At 43.0% G+C, this 15,940-nt stretch carries 16 protein-coding genes and 1 pseudogene; 16 read left to right on the top strand and 1 reads right to left on the bottom strand.

Annotated elements, in window-relative coordinates; all coding sequences use genetic code 11:
* Positions 1-73: 73 nt before the first annotated feature.
* Positions 74-847: a hydroxyacylglutathione hydrolase gene (gene gloB / locus QUB11_RS14545; protein ID WP_333200742.1), complete on the bottom strand. Its 774-nt coding sequence runs from the start codon at positions 845-847 to the stop codon at positions 74-76.
* A 625-nt stretch (positions 848-1,472) separates the two neighbouring features.
* On the opposite strand from gloB, the gene galE (QUB11_RS14540) reads away from it, so the two are divergent.
* From galE (QUB11_RS14540) to QUB11_RS14465, 16 genes and pseudogenes are all read left to right on the top strand, one after another.
* On the top strand, positions 1,473-2,471 hold the full coding sequence (galE, locus tag QUB11_RS14540) for a UDP-glucose 4-epimerase GalE (RefSeq protein WP_333200938.1): 999 nt from the start codon (positions 1,473-1,475) through the stop codon (positions 2,469-2,471).
* 43 nt (positions 2,472-2,514) lie between these two features.
* Positions 2,515-2,721: a hypothetical protein gene (locus QUB11_RS14535; RefSeq protein ID WP_333200743.1), complete on the top strand. Its 207-nt coding sequence runs from the start codon at positions 2,515-2,517 to the stop codon at positions 2,719-2,721.
* A gap of 45 nt (positions 2,722-2,766) precedes the next feature.
* Positions 2,767-3,090 carry a hypothetical protein gene (locus tag QUB11_RS14530; RefSeq protein ID WP_333200745.1) on the top strand — a complete coding sequence of 108 codons (324 nt, stop codon included), beginning with the start codon at positions 2,767-2,769 and terminating at the stop codon, positions 3,088-3,090.
* Entirely contained in the window at positions 3,048-3,311 is a 264-nt protein-coding gene (locus tag QUB11_RS14525) for a hypothetical protein (protein ID WP_333200747.1), read from the top strand. The genes QUB11_RS14530 and QUB11_RS14525 overlap by 43 nt, the downstream gene beginning before the upstream one ends.
* A gap of 311 nt (positions 3,312-3,622) precedes the next feature.
* On the top strand, positions 3,623-4,033 hold the full coding sequence (locus QUB11_RS14520) for a hypothetical protein (protein WP_333256432.1): 411 nt from the start codon (positions 3,623-3,625) through the stop codon (positions 4,031-4,033).
* A gap of 39 nt (positions 4,034-4,072) precedes the next feature.
* A complete protein-coding gene (locus QUB11_RS14515; protein ID WP_333200750.1) occupies positions 4,073-4,357 on the top strand; it encodes a hypothetical protein in 285 nt (94 codons plus the stop codon).
* Positions 4,264-4,899 (top strand): annotated as a pseudogene (galE, locus tag QUB11_RS14510) (UDP-glucose 4-epimerase GalE); the annotation flags it as partial. The gene QUB11_RS14515 and the pseudogene galE (QUB11_RS14510), both read left to right, overlap by 94 nt.
* A gap of 97 nt (positions 4,900-4,996) precedes the next feature.
* A complete protein-coding gene (locus QUB11_RS14505) occupies positions 4,997-5,926 on the top strand; it encodes an alpha-1,2-fucosyltransferase (protein WP_333200752.1) in 930 nt (309 codons plus the stop codon).
* 24 nt (positions 5,927-5,950) lie between these two features.
* The gene (locus tag QUB11_RS14500; protein ID WP_333200754.1) at positions 5,951-6,787 is read left to right on the top strand and encodes a hypothetical protein; all 837 of its coding nucleotides are present in this window, start codon (positions 5,951-5,953) and stop codon (positions 6,785-6,787) included.
* A 280-nt stretch (positions 6,788-7,067) separates the two neighbouring features.
* Positions 7,068-8,219, top strand: a complete 1,152-nt coding sequence (locus tag QUB11_RS14495) for a glycosyltransferase family 4 protein (RefSeq protein WP_333200756.1) — start codon at positions 7,068-7,070, stop codon at positions 8,217-8,219.
* A gap of 92 nt (positions 8,220-8,311) precedes the next feature.
* Complete coding sequence (locus tag QUB11_RS14490; protein WP_333200758.1) at positions 8,312-10,327, top strand: ABC transporter ATP-binding protein; 2,016 nt, start codon at positions 8,312-8,314, stop codon at positions 10,325-10,327.
* A 61-nt stretch (positions 10,328-10,388) separates the two neighbouring features.
* On the top strand, positions 10,389-11,630 hold the full coding sequence (locus QUB11_RS14485) for a glycosyltransferase family 4 protein (RefSeq protein WP_333200760.1): 1,242 nt from the start codon (positions 10,389-10,391) through the stop codon (positions 11,628-11,630).
* Between the two features lie 143 nt (positions 11,631-11,773).
* Positions 11,774-12,724: a glycosyltransferase family 10 domain-containing protein gene (locus tag QUB11_RS14480; protein ID WP_333200761.1), complete on the top strand. Its 951-nt coding sequence runs from the start codon at positions 11,774-11,776 to the stop codon at positions 12,722-12,724.
* Positions 12,725-12,735: 11 nt separating this feature from the next.
* Complete coding sequence (locus QUB11_RS14475) at positions 12,736-13,851, top strand: formylglycine-generating enzyme family protein (RefSeq protein ID WP_333154097.1); 1,116 nt, start codon at positions 12,736-12,738, stop codon at positions 13,849-13,851.
* 107 nt (positions 13,852-13,958) lie between these two features.
* Positions 13,959-14,933 (top strand): Npun_R2821/Npun_R2822 family protein, encoded by a 975-nt coding sequence (locus QUB11_RS14470; RefSeq protein ID WP_333200763.1) that lies wholly within the window; start codon positions 13,959-13,961, stop codon positions 14,931-14,933.
* Positions 14,930-15,802 carry an Npun_R2821/Npun_R2822 family protein gene (locus QUB11_RS14465; protein WP_333200765.1) on the top strand — a complete coding sequence of 291 codons (873 nt, stop codon included), beginning with the start codon at positions 14,930-14,932 and terminating at the stop codon, positions 15,800-15,802. Before QUB11_RS14470 ends, QUB11_RS14465 begins: the two co-directional genes overlap by 4 nt.
* Positions 15,803-15,940 lie beyond the last annotated feature (138 nt).

Raw genomic sequence — 15,940 nt, 5'->3', positions numbered from 1 at the left:
ATTTTAGATTAAAGAATTGAAGCATTGACTTGCGCGAGATGAATCCGGGGGCTTGTATCCTGGATGCTTTCGGTCAAAAGTGGTCTTTCATGCCGCGCAATCGAGCGAAGGTTTGCACTGGATCGGAGGTGTTGGCGGCTGATTGGATGTTGGGAAAATCCCAGCGCAAAAATGGGTTTGTGCTTTTTTCGAGACCGATCGATGATGGTATTGTAGGTTGCGATCGACTGCGGGCTTCCTTGACTTCGGCGAAGCGCTGCTGTAAATCGGGATTGTCGCCATCCACACTCAAGGCAAATTGCAGGTTGTTCAGCGTGTATTCGTGGGCGCACCAGACTCTGGTACTATCGGGCAAGTTTCGCAGTTGTCCCAGAGAGGCTAACATTTGGGCGGGAGTGCCTTCTTTGAGCCTGCCGCAGCCTCCAGCAAATAAGGTGTCGCCGCAGAACAACTCGCCGATTTCGCTGGGGTTGCTGGGGGGGAAATAGTAGGCGATGTGAGCTTTTGTGTGGCCGGGTAGGAAGAAGATTTCGGCGGTTCTGTTGGCGAAAGAAACTCGATCGCCCGCTTGTAAAAACACTTGCTGTCCGGGTATTCTGCCTCGGTCTTCTGCGCCACCGTAAACTTTAATTTGGGGAAAGCGATCGATCAGTTCCTGATTGCCGCCTATGTGGTCGCTGTGGTGGTGGGTAATGAAAATTGCGGTTAATTCGGCTCCGAGTGCTTGCAGTTGCTCTAATACTGGCTGCGATCGTGCTGGATCGACGACGGCTGCTGTGTGGCGATCGGGGTCGTGCAGCAAGAAAATGTAATTGTCGGACAGTACCGGAAGCCGATAAACCTGCATATAAAAGTGCCTCTCTCGGAAAAATATTATATAATTAAGTTAGTCTGAACGCTATCCCAAGGCGGATTGCAGATTTATTAAGTCCGCATATCTATCTTGGGAAGTAAAACTCTGATAGGTTATTTCTGCTGTTGAGCAAATTGATTTGCGGTCGGGTACGCATTATTTTTTGGTCAAGAACGGCAATCCACTTTAACTATTTTTGCATAAAAGCGATCGAATAAATGCGAACAGCTCACAACAAATCGAACTTAACAATTTCTCAAAAAGTCGATCGGATTGTAGCGTCTGGAAAGATCACTCGCAGGGAACACTTAGTTTTGACTTCGGCTATCCTGTCAGATGATAAAATTTCAGAAGAGGATCGACATCAGATTAATCGGATATTTGATTATATCCAAATTGGTCGCCTCAAGTTTATCGAGTGAACAGAAAGACTTGCACAGTCAGCATCTATCTGGAGTGTAAAAAGCGTTTTTTAGGAGTGCGATCGTGTCCCGCACAGCAAAGCCTATATATTTCGCTTGAATCCTCCGGGTCACGCCGAGCGTGAAAGCGTCAGATGTGGAAGTCTCAAATTAACAAGGCTTTTGGCAATCCCAGCTACAAAAACAGGCAGAAGAAAATGAGTGCAGAAAAACAAACTATTTTGGTGACGGGCGGAGCTGGATATATTGGCTCTCATGCGGTATTAGCGCTGAAAAACGCCGGTTATGGTGTGGTGATTTTGGATAATTTAGTTTACGGTCACAGAGATTTAGTAGATCGGGCTTTGCAGGTGGAGTTAGTAGTTGGCGACACGAACGATCGCACTCTTCTAGACAACTTGTTTGCTACGCACAAGATTGATGCTGTAATGCACTTTTCTGCTTACGCTTACGTGGGCGAATCTGTTACCGACCCAGCTAAATATTATCGCAACAATGTCATCGGCACTATTACGCTTTTGGAAGCAATGATCGCTGCTGACGTGAAGAAATTTGTGTTTTCTTCTACTTGCGCGACTTACGGTGTACCGCAGAAAATTCCGCTCACAGAAGACCACCCGCAAAATCCGATCAATCCCTACGGTGCTACTAAGTTAATGGTAGAAAGGATTTTGTCGGATTTTGACGCTGCGTATAATTTCAAGTCTGTTTGTTTCCGCTATTTTAACGCGGCTGGGGCTGACCCTAACGGGTTGTTAGGAGAGGATCACAATCCTGAAACTCACCTCATCCCGCTGGTGTTGTTCGCGGCTTTGGGTAAACGAGATTCGATCGCGATTTTTGGCACGGATTACGAGACTCCTGACGGTACTTGCATTCGGGATTACATTCACGTTAACGATTTGGCATCTGCTCACATTTTGGGATTAGAATATTTGCTAAATGGTGGCAAATCTGATTTCTTTAATTTGGGCAACGGCGGCGGGTTTTCGGTGAAAGAGGTGATAGAAGCGGCTCGCCAAGTGACGGGAAAAGAGATTAAAGCTGTTGAGCGTGAACGGCGTCCGGGCGACCCGCCTGCTTTGGTTGGCAGCAGCAAAAAGGCGATCGAAACCTTGGGCTGGTCTCCAGAATATCCAGACATCAAGAATATTATATCCCATGCTTGGCACTGGCATCAAAAGCGTCACAGTTAGCATAAACTCAAATAAAAAAAGTGCAAAAATAGAGTCTTAAATAATGTTAAACACTCACAAAGATTTTTGTTTTTGCACCTTAGCTTTTGGGAAAAAGTATCGCGAATTAGCCAAACAACTAGCAGCAGACTTAGAAACTCATTCTCTAGGGACGATGCTAGTTGTTTGTACTGACAACCCAAATGACTTTCAGGATTTGACGAATGTTTTCGCCTTTAAAAAAAGTCGCGAAGGTGTAGATTATTGTTAGAATGATAAACGATTTGCACTAAAAAAAGCCTTAGAATTATGCCGAGTGACAATTTTTGTGGATGCAGATACAAGAATCCTAGGAAAAGTGCCGGAGAGAGAATGGATGCCAGGAATTACTTGTAAAGGGTTTATTCCCATTCTAGAACATCCACCAAATCAATCATTGCCGGGGAGAAAAGAGGCAATTCACAAATTAGCAAAAAAGCTAGAAATTCCATTGAAAAATGTAAGTTTTGTTCCCGAAAACTTGTTCGTAATTGCGAGAGACAATGGGAAAGAAATTCAGTTTATTCAAGAATGGGAAAGATTGGAAGATTTTTTGAAGTGCAAAAAGTCAAAACAAAAGACGGTAATCCCATTGGGTTAGCAACTGCTAAAGTTGGCTGGAATATTCGTAATGACGGGTGGCAGGAACTCGCTCAAATTAGGGAGCATTCTTTGGCTCATTGGGACTGGCAAAAAAATCAAGTAAGAACCTTTTGGGATAAGGTTTGGGATAAATTGCAGTTTGAGAATTGGCAATATCTCTATCGGTTATTAAAAACACAGTTAATTGCCTTATTAAATTTCGATTTTTACTATCGTTAGATAAAAGATATGGATAGAGGATTTCTCACCATTTTAATTGGATTGTACTCGTTTCAAGACTGCATACATTTTCTAGCTTCAGTCATTCGATTTTAGATTTTAGATTTTAGATTTTGGATTGACTTGCGCGAGATAAACTCGGGGGCTTGAGGATTTTATATTTTAGATTTTGGATTGATTCCACGGATAAATCACGTGGCGGGTACCACCTTTGAAATTCGCTTGTCAGGAAGTTTCACCGCGAACCGATTCTTATTTTAATAGATAGAGTCCCGCGATTTTTATATCCCTTACTTTGGGTGTTCGGAAATGTGAGATTGCAGGCCGCACCGAAACACGAAAATCCTGTTTTAGCATCGCGACAAGCTAAGCTGGCTTTGTACGGGGAATCTCTGTTTGAGAAAACTATTTATATGGATTGTGATATTTGTTTGCTGTCGCCAATAGATGAGGTGTTTGATTTTCTGGATGAAGTAGATTTGCTGATAACAGAAGATGTGCAGCCTGCCATTGCTAAAGCAGCAAATTTATTAAGAGTTAAGCAGGATATTCTGTCAACTTTGCAGTCTGTCGGGTTGCCGCTAAATGAAAATAGCATTCAATACAATGGCGGATTTATCGCTTTTACGAAAAGCAGTAAAACTCAGGAATTGTTTATAAAGTTTAAGAAATATTTCGAGATGGTAGTGGCGCATCAAAATGTGCTAATAGTGAAAGACTAGGGCGCTTTTGCGGCGGCTGTTGAATCGGTGAAACCGAAAATGACAACTTTGTCCCCGGTTTACAACTACTTGGATAAGTGGAAAGATGTTTATAGGATCGACAAACCGATTAAAGTAATGCACTGCACTTATCCTTACCGCCCTCAGTACGCGAAGAACGTGACGCGATCGCTCTTTACTAGAATAGTCGATCGCATGGCTAAAATATTTTTACCAAATCAACTTAACAATCCCTTTGCGCGACTTACGGCGTACCGCAGAAAATCCCGCTCACAGAAGACCACCCACAAAACCCGATCAATCCCTACGGTGCTACTAAGTTAATGGTAGAACGGATTTTGTCGGATTTTGACGCTGCGTATGATTTCAAGTCTGTTTGTTTCCGCTATTTTAACGCGGCTGGGGCTGACCCTAACGGGTTGTTAGGAGAGGATGACAATCCTGAAACTCACCTGATCCCACTGGTGTTGTTCGCGGCTTTGGGTAAACGAGATTCGATCGCGATTTTTGGCACGGATTACGAGACTCCTGACGGTACTTGCATTCGGGATTACATTCACGTTAACGATTTGGCATCTGCTCACATTTTGGGATTAGAATATTTGCTAAATGGTGGCAAATCTGATTTCTTTAATTTGGGCAACGGCGGCGGGTTTTCGGTGAAAGAGGTGATAGAAGCGGCTCGCCAAGTGACGGGAAAAGAGATTAAAGCTGTTGAGTGCGATCGGCGTCCGAGAGACCCACCTGCTTTGGCTGGCAGCAGCGAGAAAGCCATCAAAACCTTGGGCTGGTCTCCAGAATATCCCGACATTGAGAACATTATCTCCCATGCTTGGCAGTGGCACCAAAAACGCCACAACTCTTAGTCTGTAAGGTGCAGCGCACCTTACCATTACAGCAAAGTTTGATTGAATTCTTGTGGGGAGTAGGGGTTGGGCGTCCAGCCCGCCCCAAAAATACAATATGCTAATAATATCTGCTAAATCGGGACAACTGGGCAACCGACTGCTGCTTTTTGCTAATTTCATTGCTTGGGCGATCGAGCATAATTTGACTGTTCTCAATCCTGCTTTTGACGAATATGCAGAATTCTTTGTGGGAACCGCCGGGGATTTTTTGTGTTGTTATCCTCCTCCATATTTTACCGCAGCAGGCAACAAGTTTGTCAGAAGCAAATATTATAATTGTATTAAGTATTTAAGCCACAAAAAAATTTTCAAAACGCAAGAAATAACCCGAAAACAACCTTTTAGTTGGCTCAAATATCAGGACATCGAACAAATCAAGCACGGTTCAATTGTTTTTTTTCAAGGCTGGCTATTTCGAGATGGCTGGTTTGTAGAAGATGTCCCCTATTTACACAAGTACGCCGACCCAATTAGAGCATACTTTGCACCATTAGAGCGATATAGAATCAATGTATATCGTTTGATATTGAATTTAAAAAATAACTCTGATCTGCTCGTCGGAATTCACATCCGTCAAGGAGATTATGCTCAGCATCAAAAGGGGAGATACTTTTACACAACTCAGCAATATTTAGAAGTCATGAATTCTGTGGTAAGGCTATTTGACGGAAAAATAATCAAGTTTTTGATTTGTTCTAATGTTCCGCAAAATCCGAGTTTATTGGAGAGTTTTAACTGTGGATTTGGCAGCAGTCATTTAATTGAAGATATGTATGCTTTGGCTGAATGCGACTATGTTGTCGGGCCGCCTAGCAGTTATACTATGTGGGCTTCTTTTTATGGAGATAAACCTCTTTACATGATCCGCGATGTCAATAAAACAATTAATCTGAAAGATTTTGTACATTTTTATGAATGGCAAGGAATTTTTCACGAGCGAGATGACTGGAGTGAGAGCTTTTGGGAGTGGACACACGCTCGGTAAATAAGTAAATCAATACGTAAATCAATGAATTCAAATAAATTAGCAGTCAAGGGATTTATCACTATTTTAACCGGTCTTTACTCTTTCCAGGATTGCGTTCATTTTCTGGCGTCTGTTAGGAAGTTTCACCGGGAACCGATTATTATTTTAATAGATAGAGTACCTCTAATTTTATATCCTTTACTTCAGGTGTTCGGAAATGTCATATTGAAACCTGCACCTTCTAATGAAAATCCTGTTTTGGCGTCGCGACAAGCTAAGCTGGCTTTGTACGGGGAATCTGTTTTTGAGAAAACTATTTATATGGATTGTGATATTTGTTTGCTGTCGCCAATAGATGAAGTTTTTGACTATCTTGATGAAGTAGATTTGCTGGTGACGGAAGATGTGCAGCCTGCCATTGCTAAAGCGGCAAATTTATTAAGAGTCAAGCAGGATATTCTGTCAACTTTGCAGTCTGTCGGGTTGCCGCTAAATGAAAATAGCATTCAATACAATGGCGGATTTATCGCTTTTACGAAAAGCAGTAAAACTCAGGAATTGTTTATAAAGTTTAAGAAATATTTCGACATCGTAGTTGCAAATCAAAATGTGCTATTATTGAAAGACCAGGGTGCTTTTGCAGCGGCTGTGGAATCGGTGAAACCGAAAATGACAGTTTTGTCCCCTGTTTACAACTACTTGGATAAGTGGAAAGATGTTTATAGGATCGACAAACCGATTAAAGTAATGCACTGCACTTATCCTTACCGCCCTCAGTACGCGAAGAACGTGACGCGATCGCTCTTTACTAGAATAGTCGATCGCATGGCTAAAATATTTTTACCAAATCAACTTAACAATCCCTGGCGTTTAAAATAATTAAAGTTTGTTGGCAAACTGCATCAAAAGCAACAAAATTCTGCCCAAAATAAAAAAAATTAGCCTCAACATATCCGAAAATTTACCTATAAGAATTATTGCTGGCTGGAATAACAGTCTGGGGTTCATCATTGTGTTTTTTTTACCAAAAGACGCGTTGCTGCCCTTTGCCCTGGTTAAAAACCCGGTTGCTTTGGTCGGGAGTGCGTGAGTCCCCATCGCCTTGACAAAAGCTCGGTTAAGCAGGAAAATTAAACAAATGTTTTAAACAAAATACTCAGTGAAAGTTTCATTAGTAGTGAGCGATTTGTCAGGAGGAGGTGCAATTCGTGCTTTTTTATTAGCTCAAGTCTTGATAGAGCTTAAATGTGATGTAGAAGTTGTGGGATTTCAGTTTGGCACGGAATTGTATGCTACTCCTCCCAGAGATATCCCGGTATGTGCGATACCGGGTAAAAATTATCCGGGGTTTTTAATGGATGCTCAAAAACTTTGGAAAAAAATAGATGGGGATATTATTTATGCAGTCAAACCTAAACCTACAAGCTTTGGGTTATCACTGCTGAAAAAACTGGATACTCGCCACTTTATAATTTTAGATATAGACGACTGGGAACTGAGCTGGTACGGCGGAGATGAATGGAAATACCGTCCATCTTTCAAACAACTTTATCGAGATATTTTTAAACACAACGGTCAATTGAGAGAACCAGATCATCCCCTCTATCTCAAGTGGATGGAAAGTCTCATTCACCGTGCGGATGCAGTCACCGTTGATACTGAGTTTTTACAACAGCGTTTTGGTGGTGTATATTTGCCTAATGGTAAGGATACTGCAATGTTCGACCCTGCTAAATACAATCCTGAATTGAGCAGACAGCGTTACGGCTTGTCCGGGTATAGAGTTCTGATGTTTCCGGGGGCACCGCGACCTCACAAAGGTGTTGAGGATGTTTTGATGGCCCTCGAACAGTTAAATGAGCCCGATTTAAAATTAGCGATCGTCGGTGGGAGTCCTTATGATGATTATGATGATAAACTTGTGAAACAATGGGGGCGTTGGATTATTAAACTGCCAAGGTTTCCAGTGGAGACAATGCCGTCCGTTGTAGCGGCGGCTCATGTTGTCGTTGTTCCTCAGCGAGAAACTCTCACAGCCGTGGCTCAGTTTCCGCTCAAGCTGACAGATGGCATGGCAATGGCTAAGCCTGTTTTGTCTACGCGAGTAGGGGATATTCCAGCAATTTTAGGAGGAACGGGTTATTTAGTCGATCCGGGTTCTCCCGCTCAAATTTCACAAAAAATTCAATGGATATTTCAAAATTTGACAGCGGCTAATTTACAAGGAATGAAAGCTCGGGAAAGATGTGTGAAAAAATATAGTATTCAAGCAATGAAACCGATACTTTCAGATATAATCGCAGGTATGTAAATGTTATTTTAAACCGACTCACGGGAGGAAGAAAAACTGGCTGTTATTAAAGAATATTTTGAGATGCCGTACTGTTTAGCTGGGAATGCTTCATGTCTGCCAATAAGCTACTCCTAAAATTTGCCAGACGATATCCCGGCAGGATTCTCTTAACCGTGATGCTGGGTTTTTCTGGCGCTTTATTCAACGGTATCAGCACTACTCTGATTGTACCAGTGCTTTTAAGTTTTTTAGATCACGCTATCGAGCTGCGCGGCGCTCCATCTCTAATTAAAACTTTGATGTATCCCTTTGAGGGAATGCCCGAAAATCAGCGTTTAATGTTGATGACCGGGGCGGTTGTGCTGGCAATTTTTTTTAAAAATGTTGCGAGTTATATCAATACTTTAGTAGCTACTTCTTTGACGCGATCTTTGACTTTTGATTTGCGAGAAGCAGGTTTGCGGTTGTTGTTAGAAGTAGATTTAGATTTTTACTCTAAAACTAAAGTCGGCGATTTAATTAATAGATTGGGCGGAGAGATTGGTCGGACTGCTAGTGCAGTTGGTACGGCCATCGGAATGTTTACTACCTCAATCACGGTTTTGGTTTTTGTGGGTCTGCTACTTTCGATCTCGTGGAAACTGACGGTGACAGCTACAGTTTTGCTGGCGTTAGTTGCTTGGGCCAATCAATATATTATTAACCGTTCCAAGCATTTTGGCCACCTGCTTTCTGAAATGTCGAAAGATTATTCGGTTAGGGTGCTGGAAACCATTACGGGGATTCGGCTGGTCAAGTCAACGGGGAACGAGGAAAGGGAGTATCAGCGCATCAAGCATTTAATTCAAAGGCGAGAACAAGCGGATTTTCAGGCTCAGGTAAATTATGCGGCGATCGCCCCAATTAACGAAGTTGTTAATTTGATAGTTATAATTTTGATTGTATTTATAGGTCGCACAATATTTGCGAATGAGATAGAGTCTATTGCTACCATTTTATTAACCTATTTATTGGTACTGTTTCGATTGATTCCTTTAATTTCACAGTTGAATAGCGGGCGCAGTCAATTTGCTAATACGTCGGCTAGTGTAGAGGTGGTTAATGATTTTTTGAGGCGGGACGACAAGCCATTTATGAAGCCTTTTAGTGGGCAGGCTCCTGTGCCGTACACTCATTTGCGATCGGGAATTCATTTTAATAAAATATCTTTTAGTTATCCTAACCACAAAAATTTAGTTTTGCAAGGAATTGATTTATTTCTACCTCATGGCACTACTTTGGCTTTGGTAGGAACTTCGGGTTCTGGTAAGTCAACTTTGGCAGACTTACTGCCGAGATTTTACGATCCTACTGAAGGTAATATCTCGATCGATGGCAGGGATTTGCGCGAATTTGACTTGAAAAGTCTCAGACAAGCTATGGGTATTGTTAGCCAAGATACGTTTTTGTTTAATGCTTCAGTGCGCGAAAATATTGCTTATGCTAGACCCCAAGCGACTGAGGAAGAAATTGTGGAAGCAGCGAAGGGGGCGAATGCTTATGAGTTTATCCAACTGTTGCCGGAGGGGTTGGATACTCAAATTGGCGATCGGGGCGTGATTTTATCGGGAGGGCAGCGTCAGAGAATTTCAATTGCTAGAGCCCTGCTGCAAAACCCGGAAATCTTAATTTTAGATGAGGCAACGAGTTCGCTGGATACGGTTTCGGAAAGGTACGTGCAAGCGGCGATCGAGAAATTGAGTTGCGATCGCACAACCTTAGTAATCGCCCACCGCCTCTCCACAGTCCAAAAAGCCCACAAAATCGCCGTGATCGATCGCGGACAAGTAGTAGAAATGGGTTCCCACGAAGAATTGCTAGCAAAAGGAGGATACTACACTCGCTTGTATTCAGTGCAATTTGCCGAAGAAACCGCTCGCGATGAAGCTCTCATTAGAGGTTCTTACGAAATTCGCACTCGCCTGACTCCCATGATAGCTTACCTCAAAATGCTAGTAGATGAAATGGTAGACTCTCCCGAAGAAAGAGACGAGTTAATCCGAGAATCATTTCACTCTGCTGCTAATATTTTCACTACTTTAGAATTTATAGAAAATACTATTAAGCGTCAGGCTGTTAAAAAGTAGTCATTAGTCATTAGTCAACAGTCAACAATTACTAATTACCACTTACTAACTACCAATTACCATGTCCAAATATTATGTATTTTTTACCCGAAATATCTTGCCCCAACCCAATGTAGCGAGCTTAGTTCAAGTTGCACACTCTGCCAATGCCGCAGCAAACCTCGGTTATCCAGCAGTGTTGGTATACCTCCGCAAAGGCTGGAGTGCTTTGAATCCGGTTGATTGGCTTTTTCCTTTTCAACCCAGGGAACCCGATGACAAACTTGCCAAAATTTACAATATTCAAGATAAATTAAAAGTAGCAGATTTACCGATGCCGTGGCCGATCGATTTTTGGGACAGCAAGTGGACGAGTTCGAGTACAATAGTATCAAAATACTACTTACCGATTCACCTGCTTAAATCGACTCAAATTGTCCACACCCGCGACTGGAACTTTGTCAAAGCAGCAGTTAAAAACGGAATTCCCGCTATCTACGAACAGCATCACCATGAAAACAAGCAGTTTGAATCAGAAATTGTCCGCAATCCTCTGTTTCAGATTTCCGTAACTGTTGCCGATACAGTGCGAGACAGCATGATTTTGAATGGGATGCCACCGGAAAAAGTAATTACGCTGCACAACGGTTTTAACCTTTTGTTTCTCGCCAGACAAACAGAAGCAGCCCAGAATTGGCGACAGCAATTATTAGAAGATGACAGACAGCATTTAGCAGTTTATGCAGGCGGAATTTACCCATTTAAAGGTGTTGATATGTTGGTGGATGTGGCTAAGGAGTTGCCGCGAGTTCAATTTGCGATCGCGGGCGGTGATTCATCCCAAGTAACAGCCTACCAGCAATTAGCCAAATCCAAGCAAGTTAACAACATTAAATTTCTCGGCTACCTGCCTCAAAATCAACTTGCTAGCTTGCTGCAAGCAGCCGATGTTTTGACTCACCCGCACTGTTTGACAGAGGCCGCGACGTTCACATCTCCTTTAAAATTCTTTGATTACATGGCATCAGGAACTCCGATTGTAGCGACGGAGATTGCATCTTTAATGGAATTTAAATCGGGAAATATCGCTGCTACTTGGTGCGAACCGGATAACCCGTATGAATTTGCAAAAAGCATTCAAGCTTGTTTAACAAAATATCCCAGGAAGGTCGCAGGTTATGCAGAGACGATGGATTTTGTCAAGCAATTTTCCTGGGAAAATAGGCTACAGAAAATTATGGTTTATGTCGAAGAGTCAGTGCGATATCCGATAATTCAAAATTCCGTAGGGGCGGGTTTTACCAACAATCATCGCCTCAAATAAACAATCTCATAAACCCGCCCTGCCCAACGCAAAAACCACATTTATTATTAGTAGGGGCGGGTTTTACCAACAATCATCGCCTCAAATTAATAATCTCATAAACCCGCCCCGCCCACACGCAAAAACCAGATTTATTACTAATAATGAACCCAAAATTTATCGGCACAATCACCACCTATCCAGGCATGAACCAAAGCGACTGGCTGTGGCAACAAACCCCCCAAAACTTCGGCAAATGGGGAAACATTCAAATGCTAGCCAACCACCCCGAACCAGACTTTTTACTCATGTATCAATTCGACTTTCCCCGATCGCCAAAACAGCAATCCTGGCTCGACAAAATCCGCCGTCCAAGCCCCCAAACTCCAGAAAATGACATTCGAGACAAATTGCGCGGTGTCCCCAAGGAACGCATAATTTACCTGATCCGCGAGCCACCATTACCAGAAGTTATTGAAATTACCAAAGCCAACTACGAACAAGCCAAACTTTACTGCGGTTACATTTCCGGGCCAGACGACTTCGCACCCAACCCCAATTATATGCCCGCGATTTGGTATCACTCTAACTCGTTTCGAGAACTAGATGAAATGCCTGCGCCGCCTAAAACTAAATCCTGTTCTTGGATTACTTCAGGTGTTAGCCGCAGCGCCAATCACCGCCACAGATTAGACTTTATCAAATTGCTGCAAGAACGAGAATTAAATTTTGACCTTTACGGGCGAAACTTGCCAACTTGGGCGCGCGGGAACGGCACTGTAAACAATAAATGGCACGCTGTCGCACCATACTATTACAACTTAGCTATTGAAAATTATGCCGAAAACGATTGGTATGTCAGCGAGAAGCTTTGGGATGCTTTGTTAGCTTGGTGTTTGCCAATTTATTACGGCGGTTCTGCGGCGGATAAATTGCTGCCGGCGGGGAGCTTTCTGCGGCTTCCCAGTCTGGATGAGAAAGGAGTTGAATTTATTCAAGAGGTTGTGGCTAATGCGGATTATTGGCATGAAGCCAGGGATAAAATTGCTGAAGCCAGACAAATCATTCTCCACGAATTGAACTTGCTCAATTGGCTGTCTAACTTTGTATCTTAGGAAATAGCACAATGACAGAAAACCAAAATCAACCCAGAGAATACGATGCCGTACTCGGCGGTCAAAATCCTCCCCCCATAGGTGCTGCTGTTTTAGGTGGCATTACGGGTGTTAAGAGTCGTTTGGCTTCACTGATTGTTGAGGTAAAAATTGCTGCATTGTCTGAAGCGATCAAATATGGAGATGCAGGTTTAGATTTAATAATTGGGGTACTGCAAGATGAATCAATGGCGGTGAAGTTTGCAGCCTATTCGCTGTTGAAGGATAGAGATGAACCAAATATAAAAGAGCAGTTACAAAAATATTTTCCTACTTTTGACTTCGATGTGATAACAGTGGATGCTGAAGGAAAAGAAAACAGTCGTCGCCGTCATTATGCTCACTTCTTCGCAGAAGACTTAGGAAATGGAGTTGTGCTGGAAATGGTTTATATTCCCGGCGACACTTTTATGATGGGTTCCCCAGCAACAGAAAAATATAGTTCCGATAGCGAACGTCCGCAGCATCAAGTAACAGTACCCGCTTTTTTTGCAGGCAAATATCCCATCACCCAAGCACAGTGGCAAGCAGTGATGGGAAACAACCCATCCTATTACATAGGTGAAAAACGTCCTGTAGAAAAAGTATCGTGGGATATGGCCGTCGAATTCTGTGGCAAACTATCGCAAAAAACCGGGAGAAAATATCGCCTCCTGAGTGAAGCAGAATGGGAATACGCCTGTCGTGCCCGAACAACAACCCCATTTCATTTTGGGGAAACTATTACCCCGGAATTAGTCAACTATGACGGATACAAACCCTACGCAAACGCCCCCAAAGGACTTTACCGCCACCAAACAACCGATGTCGGGATTTTTCCTCCCAATGCCTTTGGACTGTACGATATGCACGGCAATGTTTTGGAGTGGTGCAGCGATCGCACCGCTGCGTGGCACTCGAACTATAACGGCGCACCAACTGACGGAAGTTCCTGGGAAAGTTGCACAGGGGGTTGCCGGGTGCTGCGTGGCGGTTCCTGGATCAGCAAGGCGTACTCTTGCCGCAGTGCCAATCAGTTCTCGCTATTCGTACTCGCTCGCGAGCCCTACGCGGGGTTTCGCGTTGCGGTAGCGTCGGTTTCTCCCTAGTCCTAGTTTTCCCGCGAGGAGTCTTTTCTATCCTTTTACCCTTTAAATGATTCGGCGGTTGAAACCGCTTCTACACAAACAAAGTCCGCCTTCGCGGACTAATAGATATGAATGGAATTTGCACGCTTGCCAACGATACAGTTTACGACCAACTAATTGCCTTGCTCAACAGTATTGAAGTTATCTTAGGCTCAAATACTCCCGTCTGCATTTATCCTTTCGACGACCAAATAGAGCAAATCCAAGCTGAAATTGTTAACCGTCCCAACGTCTTTATTTATAAAGATAGCGCCTCAATTCAGCGATGGGATAAATTTATGCAAGCAGCGGCACCAGAGCGTTTGAACCGCAAAAAATTCCGGCTTTACGGCGCACATCGGCGCTTTTGCGCTTTCGACGGCCCGTTTGAAAAATTTATCTACATGGATGCGGATACTTTGGTGATGAATTCCCTTGATGCGGTTTTTCAGAAATTAGAGTCATCGGATTTTGTGGTTTATGATTTTCAATTTCGAGATCCAACTAAAGTATACAATATTCAGTCACCAAAACTCCTCGAAGTTTTTGAGCAAAATCGGATAGACTCGGAAATATTTTGTTCGGGATTTTATGCCAGCAAGCAAGGATTGTTTGAGCAAAACACTAGGGAATGGCTGTTAGCTCAACTGCAATCGGGCGAGGCGGAAATGCTGTATGAAGGTGCGGGAGAACAGCCGTTGCTCAATTATATGGTGATGAAAACGGGGATGAATAGCTATAATTTTGCTTACAGCCTCCCGGATGGCGAAAAAACTGGGTGTAGCGTCACTTCTAAACATTTTGAAGAGCAAGATAGAATTTTGTACGACAAGGGAAACCGACTTACTTACATTCATTATATTGGTGTGCCGCCGGATTTAATTCGGAGAGTTTGTGCGGGCGAAAATATTGACTTTCCCTATCGCGATTTGTTCCTGCATTACCGCTATCTCCGCGAACCGTCCCAGCGTCCGATTTTTGCCGAAGCGCCAAAGTCTTATACTGAGGTTTCTGCGCCGAATTTGTTAAAAAGGGTATTGAGAAGGTTGAGGATAAATGTATGAATCGCGGTATTTATATTGTTGCGAATGATAAGGTGATCGAAAGTGCGATCGCCCTTTTAAATAGCATACGTCTGTACAATTGTCAAGTACCTGTTTTTCTGATTCCCTTCGACGACAATTATCAGCAAGTCGCAGCTGCCCTCAGCAGTCTCCACGGGGTGCGATTGTTCCCAAATCTGGAGTTTGTGGAACAGTTTACCAGAGAAATTGGCCAAATGTTCGATCGCAACTTTTTAGCCCTCCCCAACAAAATGCGAAAACTCGCCACCTGGTTTGGCCCCCTCGACGAATTTCTGTACATCGATACCGATATCATCGTCTTTGAAGACATCGCAGCCAACTTAAACAAACTATCAGAAGTAGACTTTTTTTGCTGCGACTACCACCACCTCAGCGAAAAACTGCGAAATGTATTTTCACCCGCTGTACAACAACAGAATATCTTTACCGACTCCCAGCTTCAAGATGTATTCAACAGCGGTTTTTGGGCATCCAGAAAAGGAACTATTACAGAATCACAAATGTATGAGATTTTGCGAGAATGTTCGCAGCATCGAGAATATTTTGACTTTACTCAAAATGTCACAGACCAACCTATACTAAATTATATCATTCTTAAGCTGATTGCCAAGCGCTGCAATCTTGTTAAAGATTCACCAAGCGAACCTGGAAGCTGGGCTGGTTCCAAGCATTTTCAAGAAATGGATTATGTTCTTTATGACAAAGGCAAAAGGTTAAAATATATTCACTGGGCGGGAATACCAATTAAATCGGGTAGTCCTTATTGGCAACTTTGGAAACATTATCGTTATCTCAATGAGGAACCACCAAATTTAGTGCAAAAAATATTTCGGGCTTTCAGTAGCTGAGGATAAAATCATATGTTGTATCATGATCAACCAGCTTTGCAGAACAGGCAAGATGCCTGTTCCACAATTCATAAATTTGGGGGTGCTTTTGACAACAGACAAGCTTTGAAGAACAGGCAAGATGCCTGTTCCACAATT

Origin of the sequence: Microcoleus sp. B6-A1, from assembly GCF_036705085.1 — a bacterium.
Taxonomy (GTDB): Bacteria; Cyanobacteriota; Cyanobacteriia; order Cyanobacteriales; family Microcoleaceae; genus Microcoleus.
This window is presented reverse-complemented; position numbering and strand designations above follow the sequence as displayed.